This is a genomic window from Streptomyces sp. NPDC060205 (genome assembly GCF_042728395.1).
Taxonomy (GTDB): Bacteria; Actinomycetota; Actinomycetes; order Streptomycetales; family Streptomycetaceae; genus Streptomyces.
This window is the reverse complement of record NZ_JBHWZP010000262.1, coordinates 1-13486: the sequence shown is the minus strand read 5'-3', so window position 1 is coordinate 13486 and position 13486 is coordinate 1. Positions and strand designations below refer to the sequence as shown.

Genomic DNA, 13486 nt, shown 5'->3' with positions numbered 1-13486 from the left:
GCGCGAAGGGGGGTCCGATCGCCGGGCCGGCCAACCGGCTGTCCGAAGACTGCAAGAGGAACCTTGTGAAAACCTTGGCAGGCCCCTCGGCCATGCCGCGGGCGTGCCCGGGACCTGCCCGGTGTCCACAGTCCGAGACGGGATCACAGGCCGTACCGGAACCATCACCATGACGGCGCCACCGGCCCCCCATGTGTGGAATCCTGGGCAAGATCGGGGGAGTTCGTGAAAGACGGAGCGGCCGATCGTGGGTGGGGACGTGGATCTTCGATTACTGGGGTCGTTGGAACTGTGGGCCGGCGGCCGTCACATCGAGCTGGGACAGCCCAGGCAGCGCATGGTCCTTGCGGCGCTGGCGGCCAACGCGGGCCGGTTGACGACCGTGGACGCCCTGGTGGACCGGGTCTGGGACGACACCCCTCCCGATGCGGCCCGTTCGACGCTGTACTCCCATGTGAGCCGGGTGCGACGCGTACTGGACGAGGCGGCGCGCGGCGAGGACGGCACGGCGGACCATCCGCCGCTCCAACTGGCCCGCGTGTCGGGCGGATACCTGCTGCGGGCGGCCGACGACAGCATCGACCTCCTGCGTTTCAGGGCACTGGTGGCCCGGGCCCGTGGCCTGCGTCCGGACGACGCCGAGTGCGGCCGGCTCCTGCGTGACGCCCTCGATCTGTGGCGGGGTTCGCCGCTGGCCGACCTGCCGGGTGCCTGGGCCGAGCGGACCCGGACGGCCTGGCTGAACGAACGGCTCGAAGCCGCCCTCCACTGGGCCCGGGCCGAGACCGCGACAGGACGTGCCACGCAGGCGATCGGCCGGATACGGGCCCTGTCCGAGGAGTTCCCGCTGGCAGAGCCCCTCGCCGCCCTGCTCGTCAGCTCCCTGGCCCAGGCGGGCCGGACCGCCGAGGCGCTCGACCACTACGCCGAGGTCCGCCGCCGGCTGGCCGACGAACTGGGTTCGGTCCCCGGGGTGGAACTGCGCACCGCCTACGAGGAGGCCCTGCGCGACCGCCCCCTGCCCGCCACCGGCACTGGCTCCGGCCCCGCTTCGGGCGACACCCGGACAGCACGCTCACGCCCCGCGCAACTACCCTTCGACGTACGGGCTTTCACCGGCCGCAAGGGACAACTGGACGAACTGTCCGCGCACCTGCTCTCCGCCGAAGCGGGGGCCGACGCCACCAACACGGTCGTGGTGTCCGCCGTGTCCGGCACCGCGGGAGTCGGCAAGACCGCCCTGGCCGTCCACTGGTCCCACCGGGTGCGCGAACAGTTCCCCGACGGCCAGCTCTACGCGGACCTGCGCGGCTACGACACGGACGAACCGGTGCCCGCGGCCGACGTCCTCACCGGGTTCCTGGTGGCCCTCGGAGTGCCGGGCCCCGAGATCCCGCTGCGTCTCGACGACCGCTCCGCCCGCTACCGCACCGAGCTGAGCGAGCGCCGCATGCTCGTCGTGCTCGACAACGCCTCGTCCAGCGAGCAGATACGCCCGCTCCTGCCCGGCGCGACCCGGTGCAGAACCGTGGTGACGAGCAGGGACGTCCTGAGCTCCCTGGTGTCCCTGCACGGCGCCCACCGGCTCGTACTCGACGTTCTCCCCCCGGAGGACGCCGTACGCCTGCTGAGCAGACTCATCGGCCCCCGGGCGGCGGCCGAACCACAGGCCGCGGCCGTCCTCGCCGAGCAGTGCGGACGCCTCCCCCTCGCCCTGCGCATCGCCGCGGAGCTGGCACTGTCCCGTCCCGCGTCGCCCCTGAGCGCTCTCACCGCCGAACTGGACGACCGGCGGGGCCGGTTGGAGCTGCTGGACTCCGACGACGATCCCCGCGCGGCCGTACGTGCCGTCTTCTCCTGGTCCTACGACCGCCTGCCCGCCGAAGCCGCCGCCGCCTTCCGGCTGCTCGGGCTGCACCCGGGCCCGGACGTGGACGCGTACGCGGCGGCAGCCCTGTGCGGACGCCCCGTCGACGACACCCGGCGGACACTGGAACTGCTGGCCCGCAGCCATCTGATCCAGCCCACCCGCGCCGGCCGCTACGGCATGCACGACCTGCTGCGGGTGTACGCGGCCTGGCAGGCCGAACGCCACGACGGGCCGGCCGACCGCGAGACGGCGCTCGACCGTCTCCTGACCCACTATCTCGCGGCGTCCTGCGCCGCCATGGACGTGCTGTTCCCGGCCGAGAGACATCTGCGGCCCCGGATCCCGGCCCCGCGCACCGAACTTCCGCCGCTCCCCGACGAGGCCCACGCCAAACAGTGGCTGGCGGCCGAGCACACCGTCCTCACCGCGGTCACCGCGGCCGAGGCCGGACGCGGCAGGGCCGAGCACGCCGTCGGCCTGTCCACCACCCTGCACCGCCACTTCGACAGCCGTGGGCTGTTCACCGACGCGCTGGTCATCCACGGCAACGCCCTGCGTGCCGCTCGCGCGGCGGGCGACCGGCGGGGCGAGGCCGAGGTGCGCACCTGTCTCGGCACCACCCACCGACGGCTTGCGCAGTACGACGAAGCGGTCCGGCACCACACGGAGTCGCTGGCCCTGTGCCGGCGGATCGGGCTGCCGGTGGCCGAGGCCCGCAATCTGACCAACCTCGGTGTCCTGCACGAACTGCGCGGGCAGTACCGCGAGGCAGCCCAGCGGCACGGTGAGGCGGTCGTCCTCTTCCGCAAGGTCGGGGACATCGGCGGCGAGGCCGACACACTCAACAACCTCGGCATCGTGCACGAACTGCTCGACGACTACGAGACCTCGGCGGAGCAGCACCGGCAGGCGCTCGCCCTCTTCCGTTCCCTCGGCCATGCCTTCGGTGAGGCCAGCGCGCTGGGCAATCTCGGCATCGTGCTGTCCCGCCTCGACCAGCACGCGACGGCGGCCGAGCACTTCGAGCAGGCCCTCGCCCTGTTCAGGCGGCTCGGCCACCGCGGGGGCGAGGCACACGCCCTCAGCAATCTCGGGGACGCCCACAACCGCCTGGGCCACCACCAGGAGGCGGCCATCCGTCAGAGGGAGGCTCTCGCCCTGTTCCAGCGCACCGGGGAGCGGTACGGCGAAACGGGCAGCCTCAACGGTCTGGGTGAGGCCCTGCACGGCTCGGGGCAACCGGACGAGGCCGCGACCGCACACCGCTCCGCCCTCGCGCTGGCCATGGAGATCGAGGAGAAGGAGGAGCAGGCCCGGGCCCACATCGGCCTGGCCCGCATCCACCAGGACCGCGACGACCTGTCCACGGCCCGGGGCCACTGGCAGGACGCGCTGGCCCTGTACAGCGCCCTCGGCTCACCGCGTGCCGCGGGTGTCAGCGAGTCGCTGGCCGCCCTGGAGGCACGTCAGAAGGAGGACACGCACAGTCCCGACTGCGCCTGAGCAGGTCCGTGGGCCCCCGTGGCCCACGGACCGTACGGGTGTCCGTTGACAGCACGGAGGGCTCCTCCCACAATGATCAGCATGACCTGGCACTGTTGCGGCACGATGACGGGGCCTCTGCGCGCCCCGAATCGGATCGGCTGCGAGCGCTCAGGCCGCTAGCCGGTTCCCCGCCGGGCCGAGCCGTGACGCTCGCCGCACCGCAGTCCACGTCGTGCTGGTCGACCCTCCTCACGTCCGGGACTGCTGTCCTTCCGCACTCCTGCACTTCCGCACTTCCGCCATCGAGCCGTCGCGCCATCGCGTTGTCGAGCCATGCGAACGAGGAGCATCTCCATGACCGTGACCATTCCGCAGGCCGGTGTGCCGGCACTGCGCGAAGCCCACGTGCCGACGGGCGGCATCCACGAGGGCGCCCGTGAGCTGCGACGCCTGCCCGAGGGCGCGCCCGCACGCCCCTACGATCTTTTCGAACTCGTCCCTCAGGCAGCCACGATCGGCGCGGAGATACGGGGCGTCGATCTCTCGCGTCCGCTGGACCCCGCCCTGCGCGAAGAGCTCAACCGGGCGCTGCTGGAGTGGAAGGTGCTCTTCTTCCGCGCCCAGCACCTCACGTCCGAGCAGCAGAGCGGCTTCGCCCGCAACTGGGGTGAGCTGGAGACCAACCCGCTGCTCGCCCGCGGCTCCAGCGCCGACGTGGTGCGCTTCGACAAGGGGGCCGGCGCCACACCGACCTTCGAGAACGTGTGGCACGCGGACGTCACCTTCCGGGAGCGGCCCGCGCTCGGTGCCGTGCTCCAGCTGCGCGAGGTGCCGCCCTTCGGCGGGGACACCATGTGGGCGGACATGGCCGCCGCCTACGACAACCTCTCACCCGAGGTGAAGAACCGTATCGACGGTGCCACGGCCGTGCACGACTTCATCCCCGGCTTCGCCCGCTTCTACGGCCCCGAGCGGCTCGCCCCGTTCCAGGACGCCTTCCCGCCGGTGGAGCACCCGGTCGTGCGCACGCATCCGGAGACGGGCCGGAAGCTGCTGTTCGTCAACACCTCCTTCACCACCCGTATCACCGGCCTGGCCCGCGAGGAGAGCGACCAGCTGCTGCGCCATCTCGTGCAGCAGGCGCATGTCCCGGAGTACCAGGTGCGCTTCCGCTGGCAGGCCGGGGACGTCGCCTTCTGGGACAACCGCGCCACCCAGCACTACGCGGTGAACGACTACGGCTCGCACCGCCGCGTGGCGGAACGCGTCGCCATCGCGGGCGACCGCCCGTACTGAGGCGGGAGAGCGCACGTACCGAGCACGTCATCCGGCCCTTGGACGAGAACGGTCCAGGGGCCGGTGTGGCGTCCCACCCCACATATTCTTGTCATGTACCTGTACAGACCTTCGGTGTCGTGCTGTCATGCCAACCATCACCCTTTCCAACGTTGTACAGGCTGGGACGGCGAGCCGCCAGCCTTCTCTCCGTACGTGTACGTCCTTGCCCCCCGACACCCAAGGAGTCACGATGCGCAGCACCACCCCGGCCCCACGCCCCTGGGCCGTCTGGCTGAGACAGCGGGCGAGGCGGATCACCACCGTGCTCGCCACCCTCGCGCTGGTCTGCACGGCCGCCCTGACCGCCACGGGCACCGTGCAGGCCGCACCGGCCGCGTGGACGCCCAAGCCCTCCCCCATGACCACCCCGTGGACCAACCAGGTATCGGTCGACCATCCGCTGCCGGAGTATCCGCGCCCACAGCTCACCCGTCCCGACTGGGCCAATCTCAACGGCATCTGGGACTTCGCGGTCACCTCGGCGGACGCGGGCCAGCCCGCCTCGTTCTCCGAGCAGATCCGGGTGCCGTTCGTCGCCGAGTCGGCGCTGTCCGGGATCCAGCGCAAGATCACCCAGAACGACAAGCTCTGGTACAAGCGCACCTTCGCGGTCCCGGCGGGCTGGAACGGCCGCCGCGTCCAGCTCAACTTCGGTGCGAGCGACTGGCGTACGACGGTCTGGGTCAACGGCAGCCAGGCCGGCGCCACGCACAGCGGGGGCTACGACTCCTTCTCGTACGACATCACGGGTCTGCTCAACGGCGGCACCAACACCGTCGTCGTGTCCGTCTGGGATCCCAGTCAGACGGGTATCGGGGCGGTCGGCAAGCAGCGCATCAGCGACGTGGCCCCGCACCCCGGCGGCGGCATCTTCTACACCGCGGCCTCGGGCATCTGGCAGACGGTGTGGCTGGAGCCGACGGCGGCGGCGCATGTCACGCGCCTCGACATGGTGCCCGACCTCACGAACAACACGTTGAAGGTCACCGTCAGGGGTGACGGTGTCTCCGGGCAGAGCGCCCGGGTGACCGTGTCCTCCGGCTCGACCACGGTGGGCACCGCGACCGGCGCGGTCGGCAGCACGATCACCGTGGCCGTACCGAATCCGCACCTGTGGACCCCCGAGGATCCGTTCCTGTACGACGTGAAGGCCGATCTGCTGTCCGGTTCGACCGTCGTCGACTCCGTGGGCGGTTACAGCGGGATGCGCTCCGTGGGGGTCGCACGGGTCGACGGCGTCCTGCGTCCCGTGCTCAACGGGAAGTTCGTCTTCCAGACCGGCACGCTCGACCAGGGCTACTGGCCGGACGGCATCTACACCGCGCCGACCGACGACGCCCTCAAGTACGACCTGCAGAAGCACAAGGACCTCGGCTTCAACATGGTGCGCAAGCACATCAAGGTCGAGCCGCAGCGCTGGTTCTACTGGGCGGACAAGCTGGGGCTGCTCGTCTGGCAGGACATGCCCGCGATGGACACCCGCACCCCCGACAGCGCGGCCCGCACGCAGTGGGAGGCCGAGTACGACCGGATCATCGACCAGCACCGCAGCTCGCCGTCGCTGGTGATGTGGGTCGACCAGAACGAGGGCTGGGGGCAGTACGACCAGGCCCGGATCGCCGACCATGTGAAGGCGTACGACCCTTCACGGCTGGTGAACAACATGAGTGGCATCAACTGCTGCGGCGCGGTCGACGGCGGCAACGGCGACGTCCTGGACCACCACGTCTACGTCGGGCCCGGCACGACCGTGCCCAGCGCCACCCGCGCCGCCGTCCTCGGTGAGTACGGCGGTCTGGGCTTCAAGGTCGCCGGCCACGAGTGGTATCCGGGCGGCGGCTTCAGTTACGAGGACCAGGCGGACCAGGCCCATCTCAACAACCGCTTCGTGGGGCTCCTCGACGCGCTGCGCGAGGTGCGGATGCCCGCCGGGCTCTCGGCCTCCGTCTACACGGAGATCACCGACGTGGAGAACGAGGCCAACGGCCTCCTCACCTATGACCGGCAGGTCGTCAAGGTGGACGCGGCCCGTGTGCAGGCCGCCAACCGGGCCCTCATCGACGCCTCCCGGGCCACGACCTCCCCCGTCACCCTGCCCACGAACCAGTACAAGTCGCTGCGGGTGACCACCCCCGGCTACACGAACCGCTATCTGCGGCACCGCGACGGGGCCGCCTACACCGATGTGGTCGACGCGAACAGCGCCGCCCTCCTCAAGAACGACGCCACCTGGAAGGTCGTACCGGGCCTCGCCAACAGCGCCTGCTACTCCTTCGAGTCGCGCAACTACCCCGGCCAGTACCTGCGCCACCGTGAGTACCGCGTCTACAAGGAGTCGGGCAGCGGAGCCGTTTTCCAGGCCGACGCGACCTTCTGTGCCGTGCGCGGCGCGAACGGCGGCGTCCGGCTGTCCGCGTCCAACTTCCCCGAGCAGTATCTGCGGCACTACAACGCCGAGTTGTGGCTGGCCACCCCGGGCGGCTCCCACGCCTGGGACAACCCCGGCTCCTTCACCGAGGACACCACCTGGGCCGTCGACGCACCCTGGGCCCCCTGACCGCCGTCCGCACGCGGGGGACGGCAGCCGCCGGGCCGCCGTCCCCCGCCTCTCTCGCGCTCACAGGTCCGCCCGCTCCTCCGCCTCGGCCGCCCGGGGCGGCACCACGGACGGACGGCGCACGGTCAGACTCTCCACGGCGTACGACATCTCCTTGGTCCCGGCCGCGGGGCGAGGGTGGTAACGCCCGGCGCTCACCGAGAGGTTGACGATGAGGTGGGCGCGCCAGCTCTTCCCCACCCCGCGCCGGTCGGCGAAGATCTGTGTGCCGTTCAGCCACCAGATCACCGAGCGGGCGCCGAACTCCACCCGCAGGTCGACATGGCCGCCGGGGCGCACGGCCTCGTCGTGGTGATAGAGGTGCCCGCCCCGCACGTGGTTGGAGAACTCCAGCAGATCGGGGTTGTCGGGGTGGTACTCGAACACGTCGATCTCCTGGCCCCCGTCCCGCCAGGTCCAGATGGCCGGCCAGGCCCCCACTTCGACGGGCAGGCGCACGCGTGTCTCCAGCACGTCCCCCGCCCGCAGGAGGAAACCTTCCTCGCTGCCCTCGGTGGTGAGCAGGCCCGCGCTCCACAGGCCGTCCTTGCGGCGCGTGGCGCGGAACGTGCCGGTGCGGGAGTACGCCGGGTCGGAGACCAGGTAGTCCAGTTTGTTGTCGGTCGGATTGACCGGGCCGCCCTCGGGATAGGCCCAGGAGCGGCCGGCCACCCACTGCCTTCGCGAACTGAAATCGGCGGTGAAGACGACGTCGGGCACAGGCCGGCTCCTTGGCGATGGAGGAACAGGGACATATGCGCGCAGTCCGTTTCTCCCCAGCCGGTCACCGCCCATGCCCCGGACGGTTCCATCCGCTGTGCAAACAACCCGCCCGGGTGAACTCTCGGGCCCGACAGAGGTTTTCGGGCGGACCTGGTCCGCCGTCCTCGGGCCGGTCCGCCGTCGGGTCTCAGGGGCGAGCGGGCCGGGCGCCCCAGTCGAGGCGGAGGACGGCCAGGTCGTCGGAGTGCCGGCCGGCGTTCAGCGCATGAGTCTCCTTGATGAGGAGGTCGACGTGGGCGGCCGGGTCCGCCGACGGGAGTTTCCGTATCAGCGCGAGCAGCCCTTCGACGCCGAGCCGCTCCTCCTTCGTCCCGTTGTGCCCTTCGGTGAGGCCGTCGGTGTAGAGGGTCAGCGCGCCGGTGGCCGGGAGCGGGACGACCGTGGAGGGCCAGCTGTGGACCCCGGGGAAGATACCCAGCGCGATGCCGTGCGCGGCGGTCACCTCCCAGGTCCCCTCGGGCGAGGTGAGGAGGGGTTCGTGGTGGCCGGCGAGATGGAGGGTCGCGGTGGCGGCTTCCTGGTCGAGGGTGACCAGGGTGCACGTGGCGAACAGCTGCTGGCTGCCGCGCTCGGCCATGAGGATGCGTTCCATCAGGTGCAGCAGGTCGTCCCCGCGGTGCCCGCCGAGCACGAGGGAACGCCAGGCTATGCGCAGGCAGACACCGAGCGCGGCGGCGTCGGGGCCGTGCCCGCTGACGTCTCCGACCACGGCGTGCAGCAGCCCGTCGTCGCCTTCGACCACGTCGAGGAAGTCCCCGCCGAGCAGGGCCATCGTGGCGCCGGGCAGATAGCGGGACGTCACCCTGACCGTGGAGGTGTCGAGGATCGGCTGCGGCAGCAGACCGCGTTCCAGCCGGGCGTTCTCCTCCGCCCGCAGCTGAGCGGCCTGGGCGGCGGCGCTCGCGCGTTCGGTCTGGCTCCGGTAGACGGCGTAGCGCAGCGTCCGCTGCAGGAGGTCCGCCTCGACCTTTCCCTTGACGAGGTAGTCCTGTGCTCCGGCCGCCATGGCGTCGGTGCCCGCCCGGTCCTCGGACAGCCCGGTCAGGACGATCACCGCGGTGTGCGGGGCGAACCCGCGGACGGCCGTGACCGCGTCGATGCCCGAGACGTCGGGCAGGTGCAGATCGAGGAAGATGCAGTCGATCGGGTGGGCGGCCAGTTCGGCGCGGGCCTCGGCCAGCGTGGTCCGGATGGTCAGCTCGAATCCCAGCCCGGTGTCGTACAGGAGTTCCTCGACGAGCAGCGCGTCGCCCGGATCGTCCTCGATCAGGAGGATGCGGTACATCGGCTTGTCGGAGGCCGCGCCCGGGGCGGCCGTCGTGGATCCGGTCATCGTGCCTGCTCCGCCTCCGCGCGGGTGGCCTCGGGTGTGGTGTCCGCGCCGGGGCTCTCCGGCGGCCGGGGCGCCAGGGTGAAGGTGATACGGGCTCCGTCGCGGTAGGCCGGGTCGACGGCGATGGTGCCGCCGTGGAACTCGACGATCTTCTTGCACATCGCGAGACCGATCCCGCTGCCCGAGTAGGTGTCCTTGGTGTGCAGCCGCTGGAAGATCACGAAGATCTTGTCGGCGTACTCCGGTGCGATGCCGATGCCGTTGTCCGTGACGGTGAACCGCCACAGGTCGCCTTCCCGCTCCGCCGTGACGTGGATCTTCGGCGTCTCGCCGGGACGCCGGAACTTGACGGCGTTGCCGATCAGGTTCTGCCAGAGCATGCCCAGCTGGGTGGGGTCCGCGACCAGGGTCGGCAGCGGGTCGTGCGTGATCGTCGCCCCGGCCTCCTCGATGCCGACGCTCATCGTCGACAGGGTCCGCTCCAGCACGTCGTCCAGGTCGACGCTCTGGTGGGCGTTGTGCAGCCGCCCCACCCGGGAGAAGTCGAGGAGGTCGTTGATGAGGATCTGCATGCGGTTCGCCCCGTCGACCGCGAAGTCGATGTACTGGTCGGCCCGGCTGTCGAGCTGCCCTCCGTAGCGCCGCTGGAGGAGCTGGGTGAAGCTGGAGACCTTGCGCAGCGGCTCCTGCAGGTCGTGGGAGGCCACGTACGCGAACTGTTCCAGCTCGGCGTTGGAGCGCTGGAGGTCCGCGGTCTGCGCGTCCAGCCGCAGCCGGGTCTCCTCGCTGACGGCCAGCTCCCGGACGAGCCGCCTGCGCATGAAGTCGATCTCGCTGCTCAGGCGTCGCAGGTCCGCGGGGCCGGTGGGGGTGATGGGGTGGTCGAAGTCACCGCCGGAGATGGCACGGGCGTCCGCGCCGAGCTGCTCCAGGGGCCTGTTGATGCCGCGCCGCAGCCCTTCGAAGATCAGCGCCGTGAGGATGACGATGACCACCGCGATGGAGATGAACACCCAGTTCCGCAGGATCATCGTGGACATCAGGTCGTCCCTGGCCCGTACCCGGTCCTCGCGCAGCCGTTCCTGCTGCTTGCTGAGCGCGTTTCGAACGTCGTCGAACAGGGCCTTGCCCTCCGCGGCCCGTGCGGTGGCCAGCGGCGAGGGCGAGCCGGGCGGCTCGGCGGCGATGGGCCGGGCCACACTCTCCTGCCACTTCGTCACCGCGTCCTGCACGGCCTTCAGGTCCCTCAGGCGGGCGGGGCTGTCCCGAAGCAGCTCGGTGAGCTGCTTGTCCCTGGCTTTTTGATCGGTCAGCCCCTGCTCGTAGGGGGTGATGAAGGCTTCCGTGCCGGTGAGCCCGTAGCCGCGGATCCCGGTCTCCTGGTTGAGCACGGCGGCTTCCAGGCGTATCGCGACGGTCAGCGCGGGAGAGCGCACGTCCACGAGGTCGCGGCTGAGCGTCTCGGTCCGCCCCAGGACGTACGCGCCCGCCGCCCCGAGGACGGCCAGAACCACCAGGGACGCGGCCACCCCTACACGAAGCCACCGCCTGGTCGTCCACGCGGTAAGCCCTCGCGTACGCGATTGCCTCTCATCGCCGGTCATTCTGTGGGCTCCTCGCTGTGAGCATCGCCTTGCTTGTTTGGCCAGCACACTTTAGAGGGCGACAACCCTTGTTGTCGCGGGCCTCCTCGGGGACCTAGAGTGCCGGGTATGCCAGGCAAGGACTTCGCACTGCGGATCACTCCGCAGGAGACAGCCACCATCGCGGACGCGACGGTCGGCGATCTCGCGCAGCGCCTCGCCCGCCGGCTGGTGGAAGCCCCGTCGCCCCCCGCAGCGGACGACCCGGCACAAGCCCTGGCTCTGCTGCACCTGCTGGATCATCTCAAGCAGGCCGCCGAACGACTCCAGCAGGAAGCGGCCGTGGCCGCCGCACGCGCGGGCGCCGGATACCCGCAGATCGGCGCCGCATGCGGGATGACCCGGCAGGGAGCCCGGCGCCGCTGGCCCGGGCTCTTCCACCACTCCAACGAGAAACCCACGGAGCAACCGACAATGACCACCCCCGCCCGCCCCTTCGACGTCCTGCTCGTCGAGGACGACATGGCCGACGCCATGCTCATCGAGGAAGCCCTTTCCGAGCGCGGGGCCCGCAATCTGGTCCAGGTCACCGACGGGGTCGCCGCGCTGGAGCATCTGCGGACGCCGGGCACCCCGCGCCCCGACCTCATCGTGCTGGACCTGAACATGCCGCGGATGAACGGCCGGGACCTGCTGAAGGTCCTCAAGTCCGATGACGACCTCCAGACGATCCCCGTGGTCGTCCTGACGACGTCGACCGCTCCGGACGACGTCACGGGTGCGTACAGCAGTCACGCCAACGCCTATGTGACCAAGCCCGTCAACCTCGACGAGTTCGAGCAGGCCGTCCAGAGCATCGACGCCTTCTACCTCGACACCGCCACCCGCCCGCGCCCCTGAACCACGGGACGCGTCACGACGGCCGTGCCAGCCGCGCGAACACCGTGCGTACGGCCCTGAGCACGGCCTCGCGTGAGGCATCGGTCGGTTCGTCGGTCTCGAAGCCGTGGCGGCCGTGCGGCACGTCGATGATCTCGACGGGGGCCTTCGTCTCGTCCGCCGCGGTCGTGAACTCCCGCACGGTGGCGGCGATCTGCGGCGTCTCCAGGCCCGCCCGGGTGAGGACGACGGGCGGCATCGTCCCGGCGGCGGCGCGCAGCGCGCCGACCGGGTCGAAGCGGGGGCCGACCGCGCCCCAGCCCGGCAGCGGGGCCAGGATCGGATAGGTGAAGGCCAGACAGCGCAGCCACGGCGGGGGCGCGGCGATCCAGTCCGCGGCGAGCAGTCCGGCACCGGAGAAGATCCACAGGGCGATGCGCTGCCCGTCCACCCGGGGGTCGGCCCGCAGCAGGTCGACGGCCTCCGCCACGTCGTCCGCCGCACGCGCGTAGTCGGTGATGCCGTGCAGCCGGTGCTCGACGACGGCACCGACCGCGCCGAGGCTCGCCGCACATCGGGCGTAGCCGAGGTAGAAGGGCGAGTCGCGCGGCGCCGGGACGAGGCCCGCGGGCACGGGCCCGCCGTGCACGAACAGCACCGCGGGCCAGGGACCTCTCGCCTCCCCCTCCCCCGCTGCCCTGTCCGGCAGGTGCAGGTCCACCCGCCCCTCGCGCACCCGCGGATACTCCGGAGTGTCCAGCAGGAAGGGCCGGGCGTACGAGGACTCCTCCTCGGGTACGGTCAGCCGGCGCCCCTCGTCGGCCGCCGCGCGGAGCAGGACCCCGGCCAGTTCGTCCGGGCAGGAGAGCATCGGCCAGTGGCCGGTGGCCAGTTCGAAGAAGCCCACCCTCGGATCGGCCAGCTTCCGCAGATGCGGCGGGCCGGTGCGTACCAGCGCCTCGACGAGTTCCACGGTCGTGCCGCCGGCCGTGCACAGGATGCCGGTGGTGGGCCATGCCGCGGCGGCGCCGGTCAGTCTCAGGGGCTGGGTGAGCGTGCGCCAAGGCTGCGGGGCGGCCACCCGGCTCAGCAGCTCCAGGTGGTGCGGGGACAGCCCCTCGGTGCTGCCCCACCGCTGCCACTGCGCGGGCTCCGGCGACGGGACAGGCCCGGGATCGCCGTCGGCGGCGAGCCGTTCGTGCACCGACGGGTCCGGCACCAGGGCGAGGGCCGCGTCGCCGTCCTGCGGCATCCCGGCGTCCAGGTGCACGACCCGTGCGACCCGCTCCGGACGGCGGTCCGCCGCGCCCAGGACGGGGTGGATGGCGTAGTCGTGCCCGACCAGCACCACCTCCTCCGGCAGACCCGGGGGATCGGCGGAATCTGGGGAATCGGGCAGCTCAAGGGAATCGATCAGCCGGACCACGTCCTCGACATGCGTCTCCAGATCGGCCCCGGGCTGCCTGCTCAGCGACACCGGGTGCGCCCGGGCACCCGACTCCCGCAGCCGCGCGACGACTTCGCTCCAGATCCGGCCGTCGGTGAACGGGCCCGAGACCAGGACGAACAGGGACATCGATACCTCCAGGGTGGGTTCGTGACGGCCGGCCGGCCTGGCC

General features: G+C 71.3%; 8 protein-coding genes. 4 read left to right on the top strand and 4 right to left on the bottom strand.

Annotated elements, in window-relative coordinates; genetic code table 11:
- Positions 1-247: 247 nt before the first annotated feature.
- The 3 genes from ACFWGJ_RS33160 (at position 248) to ACFWGJ_RS33150 (ending at position 7250) form a co-directional block, all read left to right on the top strand.
- The gene (locus ACFWGJ_RS33160; protein ID WP_387332058.1) at positions 248-3373 is read left to right on the top strand and encodes a tetratricopeptide repeat protein; all 3126 of its coding nucleotides are present in this window, start codon (positions 248-250) and stop codon (positions 3371-3373) included.
- Positions 3374-3709: 336 nt separating this feature from the next.
- Complete coding sequence (locus ACFWGJ_RS33155; protein WP_387332056.1) at positions 3710-4651, top strand: TauD/TfdA dioxygenase family protein; 942 nt, start codon at positions 3710-3712, stop codon at positions 4649-4651.
- A gap of 232 nt (positions 4652-4883) precedes the next feature.
- Positions 4884-7250: an AbfB domain-containing protein gene (locus ACFWGJ_RS33150; protein ID WP_387332054.1), complete on the top strand. Its 2367-nt coding sequence runs from the start codon at positions 4884-4886 to the stop codon at positions 7248-7250.
- Between the two features lie 60 nt (positions 7251-7310).
- On the opposite strand, the gene ACFWGJ_RS33145 is transcribed toward ACFWGJ_RS33150, so the two are convergent.
- The 3 genes from ACFWGJ_RS33145 to ACFWGJ_RS33135 all read right to left on the bottom strand — a co-directional run bounded on the left by ACFWGJ_RS33145 (position 7311) and on the right by ACFWGJ_RS33135 (position 11009).
- Positions 7311-8009 (bottom strand): beta-glucanase, encoded by a 699-nt coding sequence (locus ACFWGJ_RS33145; RefSeq protein WP_387332052.1) that lies wholly within the window; start codon positions 8007-8009, stop codon positions 7311-7313.
- Between the two features lie 190 nt (positions 8010-8199).
- Entirely contained in the window at positions 8200-9405 is a 1206-nt protein-coding gene (locus tag ACFWGJ_RS33140; RefSeq protein ID WP_387332051.1) for a PP2C family protein-serine/threonine phosphatase, read from the bottom strand.
- The gene (locus ACFWGJ_RS33135; protein WP_387332049.1) at positions 9402-11009 is read right to left on the bottom strand and encodes an ATP-binding protein; all 1608 of its coding nucleotides are present in this window, start codon (positions 11007-11009) and stop codon (positions 9402-9404) included. Before ACFWGJ_RS33135 ends, ACFWGJ_RS33140 begins: the two co-directional genes overlap by 4 nt.
- Positions 11010-11117: 108 nt before the next feature.
- On the opposite strand from ACFWGJ_RS33135, the gene ACFWGJ_RS33130 reads away from it, so the two are divergent.
- Positions 11118-11888, top strand: coding sequence for a response regulator (locus tag ACFWGJ_RS33130; RefSeq protein WP_387332047.1), 771 nt, complete (start codon positions 11118-11120; stop codon positions 11886-11888).
- Positions 11889-11901: 13 nt separating this feature from the next.
- On the opposite strand, the gene ACFWGJ_RS33125 is transcribed toward ACFWGJ_RS33130, so the two are convergent.
- The gene (locus ACFWGJ_RS33125; protein WP_387332060.1) at positions 11902-13443 is read right to left on the bottom strand and encodes an alpha/beta hydrolase; all 1542 of its coding nucleotides are present in this window, start codon (positions 13441-13443) and stop codon (positions 11902-11904) included.
- Positions 13444-13486 lie beyond the last annotated feature (43 nt).

Excerpts from the sequence above, each read along its gene's own strand:
- ACFWGJ_RS33150 (WP_387332054.1), top strand. The coding sequence starts at position 4,884 with ATGCGCAGCACCACCCCGGCCCCACGCCCCTGGGCCGTCTGGCTGAGA.
- ACFWGJ_RS33155 (WP_387332056.1), top strand. The coding sequence starts at position 3,710 with ATGACCGTGACCATTCCGCAGGCCGGTGTGCCGGCACTGCGCGAAGCC.
- ACFWGJ_RS33130 (WP_387332047.1), top strand. The coding sequence starts at position 11,118 with ATGCCAGGCAAGGACTTCGCACTGCGGATCACTCCGCAGGAGACAGCC.
- ACFWGJ_RS33135 (WP_387332049.1), bottom strand. The coding sequence starts at position 11,009 with ATGACCGGCGATGAGAGGCAATCGCGTACGCGAGGGCTTACCGCGTGG.
- ACFWGJ_RS33125 (WP_387332060.1), bottom strand. The coding sequence starts at position 13,443 with ATGTCCCTGTTCGTCCTGGTCTCGGGCCCGTTCACCGACGGCCGGATC.
- ACFWGJ_RS33140 (WP_387332051.1), bottom strand. The coding sequence starts at position 9,405 with ATGACCGGATCCACGACGGCCGCCCCGGGCGCGGCCTCCGACAAGCCG.